The 12,972-nt window shown below is 70.3% G+C and carries 17 protein-coding genes; 15 read left to right on the plus strand and 2 right to left on the minus strand.

Features of this window, described 5'->3' with window-relative positions; translation table 11 throughout:
* Positions 1–31 precede the first annotated feature (31 nt).
* From petA to dprA, 13 genes are all read left to right on the plus strand, one after another.
* Positions 32–610 carry a ubiquinol-cytochrome c reductase iron-sulfur subunit gene (petA, locus tag MFF40_RS14210; RefSeq protein WP_147855556.1) on the plus strand — a complete coding sequence of 193 codons (579 nt, stop codon included), beginning with the start codon at positions 32–34 and terminating at the stop codon, positions 608–610.
* Between the two features lie 13 nt (positions 611–623).
* Entirely contained in the window at positions 624–1,910 is a 1,287-nt protein-coding gene (locus MFF40_RS14215; RefSeq protein WP_147855555.1) for a cytochrome b, read from the plus strand.
* A gap of 18 nt (positions 1,911–1,928) precedes the next feature.
* A complete protein-coding gene (locus tag MFF40_RS14220) occupies positions 1,929–2,840 on the plus strand; it encodes a cytochrome c1 (protein ID WP_147855554.1) in 912 nt (303 codons plus the stop codon).
* 272 nt (positions 2,841–3,112) lie between these two features.
* Positions 3,113–3,988 carry an S-methyl-5'-thioadenosine phosphorylase gene (locus MFF40_RS14225; protein WP_238260945.1) on the plus strand — a complete coding sequence of 292 codons (876 nt, stop codon included), beginning with the start codon at positions 3,113–3,115 and terminating at the stop codon, positions 3,986–3,988.
* 85 nt (positions 3,989–4,073) lie between these two features.
* Positions 4,074–4,661 (plus strand): imidazoleglycerol-phosphate dehydratase HisB, encoded by a 588-nt coding sequence (gene hisB, locus MFF40_RS14230; protein ID WP_238260947.1) that lies wholly within the window; start codon positions 4,074–4,076, stop codon positions 4,659–4,661.
* An 81-nt stretch (positions 4,662–4,742) separates the two neighbouring features.
* On the plus strand, positions 4,743–5,222 hold the full coding sequence (locus tag MFF40_RS14235) for a DUF2628 domain-containing protein (RefSeq protein ID WP_415623802.1): 480 nt from the start codon (positions 4,743–4,745) through the stop codon (positions 5,220–5,222).
* A gap of 19 nt (positions 5,223–5,241) precedes the next feature.
* Positions 5,242–5,901: an imidazole glycerol phosphate synthase subunit HisH gene (hisH, locus tag MFF40_RS14240; protein ID WP_238260951.1), complete on the plus strand. Its 660-nt coding sequence runs from the start codon at positions 5,242–5,244 to the stop codon at positions 5,899–5,901.
* A gap of 37 nt (positions 5,902–5,938) precedes the next feature.
* Positions 5,939–6,682, plus strand: a complete 744-nt coding sequence (gene hisA / locus MFF40_RS14245; protein ID WP_147896539.1) for a 1-(5-phosphoribosyl)-5-[(5-phosphoribosylamino)methylideneamino]imidazole-4-carboxamide isomerase — start codon at positions 5,939–5,941, stop codon at positions 6,680–6,682.
* Positions 6,683–6,731: 49 nt separating this feature from the next.
* Complete coding sequence (locus tag MFF40_RS14250; RefSeq protein WP_147857169.1) at positions 6,732–7,217, plus strand: DUF29 domain-containing protein; 486 nt, start codon at positions 6,732–6,734, stop codon at positions 7,215–7,217.
* Between the two features lie 12 nt (positions 7,218–7,229).
* Positions 7,230–8,033 (plus strand): imidazole glycerol phosphate synthase subunit HisF, encoded by an 804-nt coding sequence (hisF, locus tag MFF40_RS14255; RefSeq protein ID WP_147896538.1) that lies wholly within the window; start codon positions 7,230–7,232, stop codon positions 8,031–8,033.
* Positions 8,030–9,334, plus strand: a complete 1,305-nt coding sequence (locus MFF40_RS14260) for a dihydroorotase (protein WP_147896537.1) — start codon at positions 8,030–8,032, stop codon at positions 9,332–9,334. Before hisF ends, MFF40_RS14260 begins: the two co-directional genes overlap by 4 nt.
* A complete protein-coding gene (gene plsY, locus MFF40_RS14265) occupies positions 9,331–9,936 on the plus strand; it encodes a glycerol-3-phosphate 1-O-acyltransferase PlsY (RefSeq protein ID WP_147896536.1) in 606 nt (201 codons plus the stop codon). The genes MFF40_RS14260 and plsY overlap by 4 nt, the downstream gene beginning before the upstream one ends.
* Positions 9,937–9,973: 37 nt before the next feature.
* Positions 9,974–11,176: a DNA-processing protein DprA gene (gene dprA, locus MFF40_RS14270; RefSeq protein ID WP_147896535.1), complete on the plus strand. Its 1,203-nt coding sequence runs from the start codon at positions 9,974–9,976 to the stop codon at positions 11,174–11,176.
* On the opposite strand, the gene ruvX is transcribed toward dprA, so the two are convergent.
* On the minus strand, positions 11,166–11,660 hold the full coding sequence (gene ruvX / locus MFF40_RS14275) for a Holliday junction resolvase RuvX (RefSeq protein WP_147856904.1): 495 nt from the start codon (positions 11,658–11,660) through the stop codon (positions 11,166–11,168). The genes dprA and ruvX overlap by 11 nt on opposite strands.
* A gap of 9 nt (positions 11,661–11,669) precedes the next feature.
* Positions 11,670–12,236 carry an SMI1/KNR4 family protein gene (locus tag MFF40_RS14280; protein WP_238260953.1) on the minus strand — a complete coding sequence of 189 codons (567 nt, stop codon included), beginning with the start codon at positions 12,234–12,236 and terminating at the stop codon, positions 11,670–11,672.
* 117 nt (positions 12,237–12,353) lie between these two features.
* Between MFF40_RS14280 and MFF40_RS14285 the strand changes: the two genes are divergently transcribed.
* Positions 12,354–12,548: a hypothetical protein gene (locus MFF40_RS14285; RefSeq protein ID WP_147896532.1), complete on the plus strand. Its 195-nt coding sequence runs from the start codon at positions 12,354–12,356 to the stop codon at positions 12,546–12,548.
* Between the two features lie 128 nt (positions 12,549–12,676).
* Complete coding sequence (gene gatC, locus MFF40_RS14290) at positions 12,677–12,964, plus strand: Asp-tRNA(Asn)/Glu-tRNA(Gln) amidotransferase subunit GatC (RefSeq protein ID WP_147856906.1); 288 nt, start codon at positions 12,677–12,679, stop codon at positions 12,962–12,964.
* Positions 12,965–12,972 lie beyond the last annotated feature (8 nt).

Raw genomic sequence — 12,972 nt, forward strand, 5'->3', positions numbered from 1 at the left:
GCCCTCACGCCGACGCACGGAGTTCCAAATCTTGGCGACCACCTCCGCCACTACTCCCGCATCCCGGGAGGGCAGCCCTCAGGACGGCAGCCGCCGCGACTTCCTGTTCCTCGCCACCGGGGCCGGCCTCGCGGTCGGTGTGGGTGCCGCGGCGTGGCCTCTGGTCTCGTCCATGGCGCCCGACGCAGACACGATCGCGGCCGGGGCGCCGATCGACGTCGATCTGACGCCGATCCAGGACGGCCAGATCGTCAACGTCTTCTGGCGCGGCAAGCTGATCTTCGTCCGTAAGCTCACCGCCAAGGAGGTGACCGACATGGAGGCGGTCCCGCTCTCGGCGATGATCGATCCGGCGGCCTTCCCGACCCGGGTCAAGAAGGGCCACGACCAGTGGCTGATCGTCTACGGCAACTGCACGCATCTCGGCTGCGTGCCGATCGGCCACCAGGGCAGCTTCGAGGGTTGGGCCTGCCCCTGCCACGGCTCGCAGTTCGACGCCGTCGGGCGCGTCCGCCACGGGCCGGCCCCCATCAACCTGCCGATCCCGCCCTACGCCTTCGAGACGGATACGAAGATCCGGATCGGCGAGGGTGGCAAGGAAGCGGCGTGAGAAGGACGCGGACATGAGCGGAACTGCCAGCACGTACGTCCCGAAGAGTCGCGTCGCCAAATGGTTCGAGGCCCGGCTGCCGATCGCCGGGCTCGTGCACTCGTCCTTCATCGCCTATCCCGTCCCGCGCAACCTCAACTACTTCTGGACCTTCGGGGCGATCCTAGCCGCCTTCCTGGGAATCCAGATCGTCACCGGCGTCTGGCTGGCGATGCACTACGAGCCCTCGGCGACGGGCGCGTTCAATTCCGTCGAAAAGATCATGCGCGACGTGAATTACGGCTGGCTGCTGCGCTACGCGCACGCCAACGGCGCGTCGATGTTCTTCGTGGCGGTCTACGTCCACATGTTCAGGGCGCTGTATTACGGCTCGTACAAGGCCCCGCGCGAGGTGCTCTACATCCTGGGCGTGATCATCTACCTGCTGATGATGGCGACCGCGTTCCTCGGTTACACGCTGCCGTGGGGCCAGATGAGCTTCTGGGGCGCCACCGTCATCACCAACATCCTGGCGGCGATCCCGGTGGTGGGCGACACCATCCAGACCCTGCTGTGGGGCGGCTACTCGGTCGGCAACCCGACCGTGAACCGGTTCTTCTCGCTGCACTACCTGCTGCCCTGGATGATCGCCGGCGTCGTCGTGCTGCACGTCTGGGCGCTGCACGTCACCGGCCAGAACAACCCGGCCGGCATCCCGATCAAGTCGGGCAAGGACGCGGTGCCGTTCACCCCCTACGCCACCGTCAAGGACGGGTTCGCCACCTGCGTGTTCATGATCCTGTTCGCGTGGTTCCTGTTCTACCAGCCGAACTACCTGGGCCACGCCGACAACTACATCCCGGCCAACCCGGCGGTGACTCCCGCGCACATCGTGCCCGAATGGTACTTCCTGCCGTTCTACGCGATCCTGCGGGCCGTCCCGAGCAAGCTCGGCGGCGTGATCCTGATGTTCTCGGCGGTGATCATCCTGGCCTTCGCGCCGTGGCTGGATTGGTCGCGGGTGCGCTCCTGCAACTACCGGCCGATCTACCGGCAGTTCTTCTGGGCGTTCATCGGCGCGACCTTCCTCCTGGGCTGGCTCGGATCCCAGCCGCCGGAGGGTGGCTACGTGATCGCGTCGCAGATCTGCACGGCCTACTACTTCGCCCACTTCCTGATCGTGATGCCGCTCTGCGGCCTGTTCGAGACGCCCAAGGCGCTCCCGGCCTCGATCCTGGAGAGCGTGACCGGGCCGGGCAAACAGGTGAGCGGATCGGGGATGCCGGCGGGCGCCGCCGCCGCTCCGACCACCAAAGGCTGACGGGGTGACGACGGAACCATGATGATGACCCGCGTCCTCTCGACGACCGCTGCCGCCGCCCTCGCGGCGCTGCTGATCGGCGCCGTGCCGGCCTCCGCCCAGGAAGGGCACGGCGGCCCGGTGCCGGGCCGCGTCAACTGGAGCTTCGCCGGCACGTTCGGCCGCTTCGACACAGCTCAGCTTCAGCGCGGCTTCCAGGTTTACAAGGAAGTTTGCTCCGCCTGCCACTCGATGAAGCTGGTGTCCTTCCGCAACCTCGCCCAGGAGGGCGGCCCGGACTTCTCTGCCGCGCAGGTCAAGGCGCTGGCCGCGACCTACCAGGTCAAGGACGGCCCGAACGATGCCGGCGACATGTTCGACCGGCCGGGCCGGCCGGCGGACACGTTCCCGCCGCCCTTCCCGAACGACCAGGCCGCGGCGGCCGCCAACGGCGGCAAGGCACCGCCGGACTTCTCGGTGATCGCCAAGGCGCGGACCTTCTCCCGCGGCTCGCTGTACTTCCTGACCGATTGGCTGCCGCTGATCGGCTATTCCGAGCAGGGGCCCGACTACATCCACGCGCTCCTCAACGGCTACGAGGAGGCGCCGAAGGACTTCACGGTCCCCGATGGCGGCCACTACAACAAGTACTATCCCGGCCACATCATCGCGATGCCGCCGCCGATCACGGACGGCCAGGTCACCTACGCCAAGAACGATGCCGGCCAGCCCGTGGTCCCCGAGACGGTGGACCAGTACGGCAAGGACGTCTCGGCCTTCCTGATGTGGGCGGCCGAGCCGCACATGATGGACCGCAAGGCGCTTGGCTTCCGGGTGATCCTGTTCCTGATCATCATGTCGGGGCTGCTCTACTACGTGAAGAAGAAGGTCTGGGCCGATGTCGGCGGCGAGGTCCACGGCCTCCAGCCGGAGCTGCACAAGACCTTCTGAGGCGCCGCCTCACCGATCCTGCCGGGTGGGCCTCCTTCGGGGGGCCCATCTTTTTTGCGCTGGGACTGCGTGCTACCGGTCGGTGAACGCGGCTGTCGACCTCTCGGCGACACCGATCCCATCCGCCCCCCCTGAGGTGCTGCGCAGCAGCCTCGAAGAAGGGTTCGAGGGATCGCTCCGCGTTGTGGCGACCTCCTTCGAGGCCTCCGCTTCGCTCCGGCACCTCAGGATGCGGTGGTGGATGGGATGCAGCTCACAAAAGGGAAACCGGCATGACGGCAGCGGTGCTCGGGGTGATGGGCGGGTCCGGGGTCTACGACCTGCCGGGCCTGGAAGACGTGCGCGAGGAGCAGGTCACGTCGCCCTGGGGCGAGCCCTCGGACGCCCTGCGCATCGGCCGGATCGGCGACACCAAGATCGTGTTCCTGGCCCGTCACGGACGCGGCCACCGGTTCTCGCCGTCGGGCATCAACTACCGCGCCAACATCGACGCGATGAAGCGGGCGGGCGTGACGGATCTGGTCTCGCTCTCGGCCTGCGGCTCGTTCCGCGAGGAACTGCCCCCGGGCCTGTTCGTGCTGGTGGACCAGTTCGTCGACCGCACCCATGGGCGCGCGTCGTCGTTCTTCGGCGACGGCTGCGTGGCCCACGTCTCGCTCGCGCATCCGGTCGGCCCGACCCTGCAGGCGCGCATCGCGGCGGCGGCCAGGGCCGAGGACATTCCCGTCCATCGCGGCGGGACCTATGTCTGCATGGAAGGCCCGCAATTCTCGTCGCTCGCGGAATCCCGCGCCTACAAGGCACAGGGGTTCGACGTGATCGGCATGACCAACATGCCCGAGGCGAAGCTCGCCCGCGAGGCCGAGATCACCTACGCCACCATCGCCATGGTGACCGACTACGATTGCTGGCACCCCGGCCACGACGCGGTGGACGTCGCCGCGGTGATCGCGGTGGCCCGGGCCAACGCCGACAAGGCCGCCCGGCTCGTGGCCCGGCTCGCCCGCGATTTCCCGGTCGAGCGCGAGCCCTGCCCGGCGGGTTCGCACCGGGCGCTGGACGGCGCGATCATGACCGCGCCGACCGCCCGCGACCCTGCGGTGCTGGCCAAGCTCGACGCCGTGGCGGGCCGGGTCCTGCACGGATAGGGCGGCCGTGCCCTTTCCATTCCAAAGAAACTCACACTAGAAGGCGCTCGTGGCCCCGGCCGCCCCGCCACGAAGTCCGAAACACATGCGCAGCGCCTCCATCAGCCGGAAGACCGCCGAGACCGACATCGCGGTCAGCGTCGGCCTCGACGGGACCGGGCAATCCAAGATCGCCACGGGCATCGGCTTCCTCGATCACATGCTGGACCTGTTCGCCCGGCACGGCCTGTTCGACCTGGAGGTGAAGGTCGACGGCGACCTGCATATCGACCAGCACCATTCCGCGGAGGATTGCGGCATCGCGCTGGGCCAGGCCTTCTCCAAGGCGCTCGGCGACAAGCGCGGCGTGACGCGCTACGCCGACATCCACCTGCCCATGGACGAGGCGCTGACGCGGGTCTGCATCGACATCTCGGGCCGGCCCTTCCTGGTGTTCCGCACCACCTTCAAGGTGGAGAAGATCGGGCAGTTCGACACCGAACTGGTGCGCGAGTGGTTCCAGGCCTTCGCCATGAATGCCGGGCTGACGCTGCACGTCGAGACCCTGTACGGCGACAACGCCCACCACATCGCCGAGAGCTGCTTCAAGGGCCTGGCCCGCGCCTTGCGGAAGGCGGTCGCGATCGATCCCCGCGAGGAGGGACGCGTTCCCTCCACGAAGGGCTCCCTGTAGACCGTCGTTTCGTCCTTACGTTTGCGTCGTCCCGAAAACACCTTTCGGGACGGTGCCGGAGCCGGGAGACCCGCCATGCGGATGCGCAGCTACACGCTCCACCTGCCGATCGACGCGCGGCCGGGCGAATCCGTCGGCCTCGACCGGGCGGTGCTCGTGCCCGACGGCTTTGCCTGGTCGGCCTTCGCGTTCGGCGTTCTGTGGTTCCTGTTCCACCGCCTGTGGATCGCGGCGCTCATCGTACTCGCGGGATTCGTCGCGCTGGCCGGCATCGGCCACATGCTGGGGTTGCCGCCGGGGATCGCCACGCTCGTCACGCTGCTGGCCTCCTGGCTGGTCGGCCTCGAAGCCTCGAGCCTGCGCCGCTGGACCCTGGCGCGCCGGGGTTGGCCGGCCCGGGATGCCGTCATCGCCGCCACCCCCGAGGAGGCCGAGGCCCGCGCCCTCAACCGCTGGCTCGATTCCAGCGCGGCGGCGCCGCGGGCGCCGTTCCCGTCCGGGCCGACCCGACGCACCGAGCCGGTGATCGGCCTGTTCCCCGCGCAGGAAATCGCCCGGTGAGTGTCACGTCGAGACCCGCATGAGTACCGAGACGGTCGCGATCATCGATTACGGGTCGGGCAACCTCCATTCGGCCGCCAAGGCGTTCGAGCGTGCCGCCCGCGAGAGCGGGCGCGACGCGCGCATCCGCCTGACCTCCGACCCGGCCGTGGTGGCCGCCGCCGACCGCGTCGTGCTGCCGGGCGTCGGCGCCTACGCGGATTGCAGGCGCGGGCTCGATGCCGTCCCCGGCATGGTCGAGGCGATGACCGAGGTGGCGCAGGTCGCCGCCCGGCCGTTCCTGGGGATCTGCGTCGGCATGCAGCTGCTCGCGACCCGCGGCCTCGAATACGAGACCACGCCGGGCCTCGGCTGGATCCCGGGCGACGTCGCGCCGATCCGCCCGTCCGATCCGGCGCTCAAGATCCCCCATATGGGCTGGAACACCCTGCGGATCGCCCGCGACCAAGCGCTGCTCGCCGGCATCCCCACCGGGGAAGACGGCCTGCACGCCTACTTCGTCCACAGCTTCGCGCTCGCCGCCGCGCACCCGGAGGACGTGGTCGCGCAGGCCGAGTACGGTGGACCGGTCACCGCCATGGTCGCCCGGGGCAACATCGCCGGCACGCAGTTCCACCCCGAGAAGAGCCAGCGCCTCGGCCTGGCCCTCATCGCGAACTTTTTGAACTGGCGCCCGTGAGCGGGCTCCGGCTTCGGCCAGAAGGAAACGACCACCCGTGATCCTGTACCCGGCGATCGACCTGAAGGAAGGGCGTTGCGTCCGCCTCATCCAGGGGGACATGGCGCAGGCCAAGATCTTCGGCGACGATCCGGCCGCCCAGGCCGCGACCTTCGAGGACCAGGGCTTCCCCTGGCTGCACGTGGTCGATCTCGACGGCGCCTTCGCGGGCGCGCCGCGCAACGCCGCCGCGGTGGACGCGATCCTCGCCCGGGTCGGCATCCCGGTGCAGCTCGGCGGCGGCATCCGCGAGATGAAGACGCTGGAAGGCTGGCTGGCGAAGGGCGTGGCCCGGGTGATCATCGGCACCGCCGCCGTGCGCGACCCCGGATTCGTGCGGGAGGCGGCACGCCTCCATCCGGGCAAGATCGCGGTGGGCATCGACGCCAAGGACGGCCGCGTCGCCGTCGAGGGCTGGGCGCAGACCTCCAGCATGACCGCCGAGGAACTCGGCCGCCGGTTCGAGGATGCCGGCGTCGCGGCCATCATCTACACCGACATCGCCCGCGACGGGATCCTCAAGGGCCTCAACGTCGAGATGACCCTGGCGCTGGCCCAGGCCGTGCGGATCCCGGTGATCGCCTCCGGAGGCCTCGCCTCGATCGACGACGTGCACCGCCTGCTCCAGCCCGATTGCGCCCTCATCGCCGGCGCCATCACGGGCCGGGCGCTCTACGACGGCCGCATCGACCCGCAGGCGGCGCTCGCGGCGATCGCGCAGGCGCGCGGCCCGGTGGCGTGATAGGATTGCTTGAAGACGACTTGTTTGCAGGATTCCTTGGGAGGCACCGATGCGTGCTGCAAAGGTGGCGGTCCGCGCCGCCACGACCGGGACTACCTACGCGGGTGATTTCTATACCTGGACCCAGGAGCAGGGTAAACGTCTGCGCGCGCGCGATTTCAGCGGTCTGGACCTCGAAAACCTGGCCGAGGAGATTGAGAGTTTGGGCCGCAGTGAATTCAATAGCCTCGTAAGCGCGTGGCGTTTAATTCTGCTGCATATGCTGAAATGGGATCATCAGCCGGATCGCAGGACACGCAGCTGGATGATCTCCATCCGAACACATCGCAATAGGGCGGCCGATCTGTTGACGGATAATCCCGGGCTCAAGAGCCGTCTCGCGCAAGCGTTGGAACGTGCCTATCGGGATGCCAGAGACGAAGCTTCGGTCGAGACCGGCTTGCCGTTGCGCGTCTTCCCGAAAGAGTGCCCCTATGGCCGCGACGAGCTGACAACACGACTCTTCTCGATCGACTCTGAAGACACGCTCGGCTGAGAAGGTGATCCTGTGCTCAAAACCCGCATCATCCCCTGCCTCGACGTGAAGGACGGGCGCGTCGTGAAGGGCGTCCGCTTCGAGGGCCTGCGCGACGCCGGCGATCCGGTGGAGGCCGCCAAGGTCTACGACGCGGCCGGGGCCGACGAGCTGTGCTTCCTCGACATCACCGCCAGCCGCGAGGCCCGCGGGACGCTGCTCGACATCGTCAGCCGGACAGCCGAGGCCTGCTTCATGCCGCTCACCGTCGGCGGCGGCGTCCGCGCGGTCGAGGACGTGCGCGGGCTGCTGCTCGCCGGTGCCGACAAAGTCGCGATCAACACCGCCGCCGTGAAGGATCCGGACCTCGTCGCCCGCGCGGCGGAAAAATTCGGCGCGCAGTGCATCGTGGTGGCGATCGACGCCAAGCGGGTCTCCGCCCCCGGCGAAGCCGCCCGCTGGGAGATCTTCACCCATGGCGGCCGCGATCCGACCGGGATCGACGCGGTGGCGTTCGCCCGCCTGGTAGCCGCAAAGGGCGCGGGCGAGCTGCTGGTCACCTCCATGGACAAGGACGGGACGCGCTCCGGCTACGACCTCGCGCTGACGCGGGCGATCAGCGACGCCGTGAGCGTCCCGGTGATCGCCTCGGGCGGAGTCGGCGGGCTGGACGACCTCGTGGCCGGCGTGGCCCAGGGCGGCGCCAGCGCCGTGTTGGCCGCCTCGATCTTCCATTTCGGGCAGGCGAGCGTCGCCGAGGCCAAGGCCCATATGGCGGCGGCCGGCCTCGCCATGCGTCTCGACGGCCCCGCATCCTCAGCGAGAGCGCCCCTGTGAGCAGCATTCTTCTGGCCGACGCGACCCTCCTCGACCCGGCGACGGGCCGCGAGACGCGCGGCGCCGTGCTGGTGCGCGACGGCCGGATCGCCGACATCGCGGAGGGTGCCGCCCCCGGAGCCCCGGCGGAGGCCAAGCGGATCGATTGCCGCGGGCGGGTCCTCACCCCGGGCCTGATCGACATGCGCGCCTTCGTGGGCGAGCCGGGGGCCGAGCACCGGGAGACCCTGGCCTCGGCCAGCGCCGCGGCGGCGGCGGGCGGCGTCACCACCCTGGTCTGCATGCCCGACACCAACCCGGTGATCGACGGCCCGGCGATCGTGGACTTCGTGCTTCGCCGCGCCCGCGACACCGCGTGCGTCAACGTCCTGCCCGCGGCCGCCATCACCAAGGGCTTGGCCGGCAAGGAGATGACCGAGTTCGGCCTGCTCCAGGAAGCGGGCGCGGTGGCGTTCACCGATGGCCTGCACGCGGTGGGCAACGCCCAGGTGATGCGCCGCGCCCTGACCTACGCCCGGGATTTCGACGCCCTGCTGATGCAGCATGTCGAGGAGGCCGACCTCGTCGCCGAGGGCGTGATGAACGAGGGCGAGCTCGCCTCCCGCCTCGGGTTGATGGGCATCCCCCGGGAGGCCGAGACCGTGATGCTGGAGCGCGACATCCGCCTCGTCCGGCTGACCGGTGCCCGCTACCACGCGGCCATGATCTCGACCGCCGATTCGGTCGAGATCGTGCGCCGGGCCAAGCAGGACGGGCTGCCGGTGACCTGCGGAGTCTCGGTCAACAACCTCGTGCTGAACGAGAACGACATCGGCCATTACCGCACCTTCTGCCGGCTCTCGCCGCCGCTGCGGGACGAGGCCGACCGGCACGCCATGGTGCAGGCCCTGAACGAGGGCGTGATCGACGTGGTCGTCTCCGACCACAACCCGCAGGATGTCGAGACCAAGCGCCTGCCCTTCGCGGAGGCGGCCGACGGGGCGCTCGGGATCGAGACCCTGCTCGGCGCGTCCCTGCGGCTGGTCCACACCGGCGACCTCGCGCTCGCCAAGCTCGTGGCGGCGCTCACCGTGAACCCGGCCCGGATCCTCGGCCGCGAGGCGGGCCGGCTGGCGGTCGGCGCGCCGGCCGACCTGGTGCTGATCGACCCCGATCTGCCCTACGTGCTCGACAAGCGGCGGCTCAAGTCGCGGTCCAAGAACTCGCCCTTCGACGAGGCGCGCCTCCAGGGCGCCGCGGTGCTGACGCTGGTGGGTGGCCGGACGGTGCACGCCCTCGACGATCTCGCGGCCGCGGCATGACGCTCCCGGACCTCGCGACGCCCGCCGTCCTCGGCGGCCTTGCCCTGGGTTACGCCCTGGGCTCGATTCCGTTCGGGCTCATCCTGACGCGGTTTGCCGGGCTCGGCGACGTCCGGGCGATCGGCTCGGGCAATATCGGCGCGACCAACGTGCTGCGCACCGGCCGGAAGGGCCTCGCCGCCGCGACGCTGCTGGGCGATGCCCTGAAGGGGACCGCCGCGGTGCTGATCGCCCGTCAGCTCGGCGAGGGTCCGGCGCTGGCGGCCGGCCTCGGAGCCTTCCTCGGCCACCTCTTCCCGGTCTGGCTCGGCTTCAAGGGCGGCAAGGGGGTGGCGACCTTCATCGGCGTGCTGCTGGCCTTCAGCCCGCCGGCTCTGGCGGCCTTCGCGGCGATCTGGCTCGGCCTGGCCTTCGCGCTGAAATACTCGTCGCTGGCGGCGCTGGCCGCCTCCGCGGCGACGCCGCTCGTGCTGTGGGCGCTCGGTGCGCCGACGCAAGCTGTGCTGTTCCTGATGCTCGGCCTGCTGCTATGGTGGAAGCACGCACCCAACATCCGGCGACTCGCGGCCGGCACCGAGGGGCGCATCGGCCAGAAGGGCTGAGCCGTCACGCGCGACGGCGTGATCCCGGGGGTGCGCCATGCAGCTCAGCGATGCCCAGCGCCTCGATTGGCTGCGGCTGATCCGGACCGAGGGCGTCGGCCCCCGCAGCTTCCGCACCCTGATCAACCGGTTCGGCGGGGCGGCCGCGGCCCTCGAAGCCTTGCCGGCCCTGACCGGGCGCCAGGGCAGACGCGTCGAGCCGCCGAGCCGGAGGCAGGCCGAGGACGAGGTCGCCGCCCTGGCGCGCCTCGGGGGCCGGCTGCTCGCCACCGGCGAGCCGGACTTCCCGCGCCTGCTCCAAGCCACCGACGCGGCCCCGCCGCTCATCGCCCTGCGCGGCGACTCCAGGATCCTGGCGCGGCCCGCCATCGCCATCGTTGGGTCGCGCAACGCATCGACCGCGGGGCTCGCCTTCACGGAGCGGCTGGCCCGGGGCCTCGGCGAATCCGGCCTCGCCGTGGTCTCGGGGCTCGCCCGGGGGATCGACGCCCGCGCCCACAAGGCCAGCCTGCAGACCGGCACCGTCGCCGTGATGGCCGGCGGGCAGGACCGGATCTACCCCGCCAGCCACGCGGCCCTGGTCGACGCGATCCTGGGGGAGGGCGGAGCGGTGGTGGCCGAGATGCCGATCGGCTGGGAGGCGCGGGGCCGCGACTTCCCCCGGCGCAACCGCATCATCTCGGGCCTCGCCTACGGCACGATCGTGGTCGAGGCGGCGCGCCGCTCCGGCTCGCTGATCACGGCACGCTACGCCCTGGAGCAGAACCGGGAGGTCTTCGCCGTCCCGGGCTCGCCGCTCGACCCGCGGGCGGAGGGCACCAACGACCTGATCCGCCAGGGCGCGACCCTGGTGGCCGACATCGACCACGTCCTCGCCGTGATCGGCCCGATCATCGATCGCGGTCCCGATCCCGACGCGGCCCCCGCGCGGGAGCGGCCGGACTTCGCCGAGCAACCGGACTTTTGGGACGAGATCGATCTCGACGGGCGGGCGGACCTGCTCGACGGCAGCGCCAGGATGGCCGCGGGCCCCGACGCGCCGGCGGTCGAGCCGGAGGAGCCCGCGGACGACCGCCAGAGAATCATCGCCCTGCTGGGGCCGAGCCCGGTCGGCACCGACGAATTGGCGCGCAGCGCCGGGGTCGGCGCCCGGGTGGTGCAGACGGTGCTGCTGGAGCTGGAGCTCGACGGCCGGATCGAGCGGCACGGCAGCGGGGCCGTCTCGCTCCTCAGTCGCTGAGGGCGTCCGCGTCGGAATCGGCGAGGTTGCGCATCACGTCGAGGCAGCCCTGCAGGATGTAGGCGGCGGCGAGCTTGTCCACGAGCTGGCCGCGCCTGGCCCGGGACGCATCCGCCTCGATCAGCGCCCGGGTCACCACGGCTGTGGACAGGCGCTCGTCGAAGAAGACGTGCGGGATGTCGATGATCGGCTTGAGGTTGCGGATGAACGCGCGGGTCGATTGCACCCGCGGCCCCTCGCTGCCGTCCATGTTCAGGGGCAGCCCGATCACCAGCCCGCCGACGGCGTGCTGCCGGCACAAGGCGGCGAGGCGCTGCGCGTCCGGGGTGAACTTCACCCGGCGGATCGTCTCGAGGGGGCTCGCGATCTGGCGGCCGAGATCCGACAGGGCGAGCCCGATCGTCTTGGTGCCGAGATCGACCCCGATCAGGCGCGCGCCACCGCGCGATGCGGCCGCGAAGGTGCGGATCTCGTCGAAGTTCATGGCGTGGCCCTACGCCAGCCCGGCGCCCCGCGCCAGCGTGGCTTCCGAGATCCCCTCGAACCGGGCGGGGAGCGGCGCCGCCCCGGGGCCCAGGACCAGGGCGGCGGCGGGTCCGGTCACACGGGTAAAGAAGTCGACCAGGCTCTCGCCGCCGAACCGCACCGTTTCGAGGTCGGGCGCCAGCAGCCAGATGTCGTATTCCTCGCCGGTGCCGGAGACGTCCCAGAACAGGAAGCTGCCGTCCTCGCCGGCGCCGAAGAAGCACGCGCGCTCGATCACCGCCGGGTCGCCGTCTTCGACATCGAAGCGGTGCGGCTCCCCGCCGTCCTCCAGCATCGCCACGGCGTTGCCGACGCTGACGGCGATCACCCCGGCCTGGGTGGCCAGATCGCTGGCCTCGTACGGCGACGGCACGGCGATCCGGACCTGCCCGCCCGCCAGGCCGATGCCGCAGGTCTCGCAGAAGCTGCGGTAGGAGGCGGGCAGAGGGAATCCCAGCTCCGCCGCGGCGCGGTCGAGGTCGGCACCCCGCGACGTGAACCCCGCCGACAGGCTCGTGAACACCGACTCCCACATCACAGCCACTCCACCGTCCACAGCGTTAACGCTCTCCGTAGATCGACCCGGATGCGCCCGGAGCCGTTCGCGAATAGGTAGGTTAAGACTTCGTTAATCCACAAACCGGGTATCGCCATGACGACGATCGGCCAGCCCTGCTCACCGGCTCCGCTCCGCCGCAAACGATCCGTGACCCGCAAGCAATGCTGGATGCTGGTCCTGGCCTTCGAAGTCCTGGTCTTCGGAGCCTCGCAATCGGTCTTCCGGCCCGTTCGCCCGGCCGGCATCACCATCGAGATGTCGGTCACGCCGAACCACGTGGTGACCTGATCCGGCGTCCCGCCCGCCATCGTGAGGGGTGGACCGGCTTTAACGCCCGCGTTGCGGCGCGTCGAACCGCAGTGCTATAGCGCGGCCGGCGCCGGGGATGCCTCCCGGGCAGGGACGAACGGGACGGCATGTCGGTCGACGAGAAGACGGTTCGGCGTATCGCGCATCTGGCGCGGATCGCGGTCACCGACGACGAGGTCGGTCCGCTGCAGGGTGAGCTGAACGCCATCCTGGCCTTCGTCGAGCAGCTCGGCGCCATCGACGTGAGCGGCGTCGAGCCGATGACCTCGGTGACCCCGATGGCGATGAAGAAGCGCGAGGACGTGGTCACCGACGGCGGCCGCGCCGCGGACGTGGTCGCCAACGCCCCCGAGACCGAAGACAATTACTTCCTGGTTCCGAAGGTCGTCGAGTAGGCTGCATC

The sequence above is a fragment of the Methylobacterium mesophilicum genome (assembly GCF_022179445.1).
GTDB classification, from domain to species: Bacteria; Pseudomonadota; Alphaproteobacteria; order Rhizobiales; family Beijerinckiaceae; genus Methylobacterium; species Methylobacterium mesophilicum.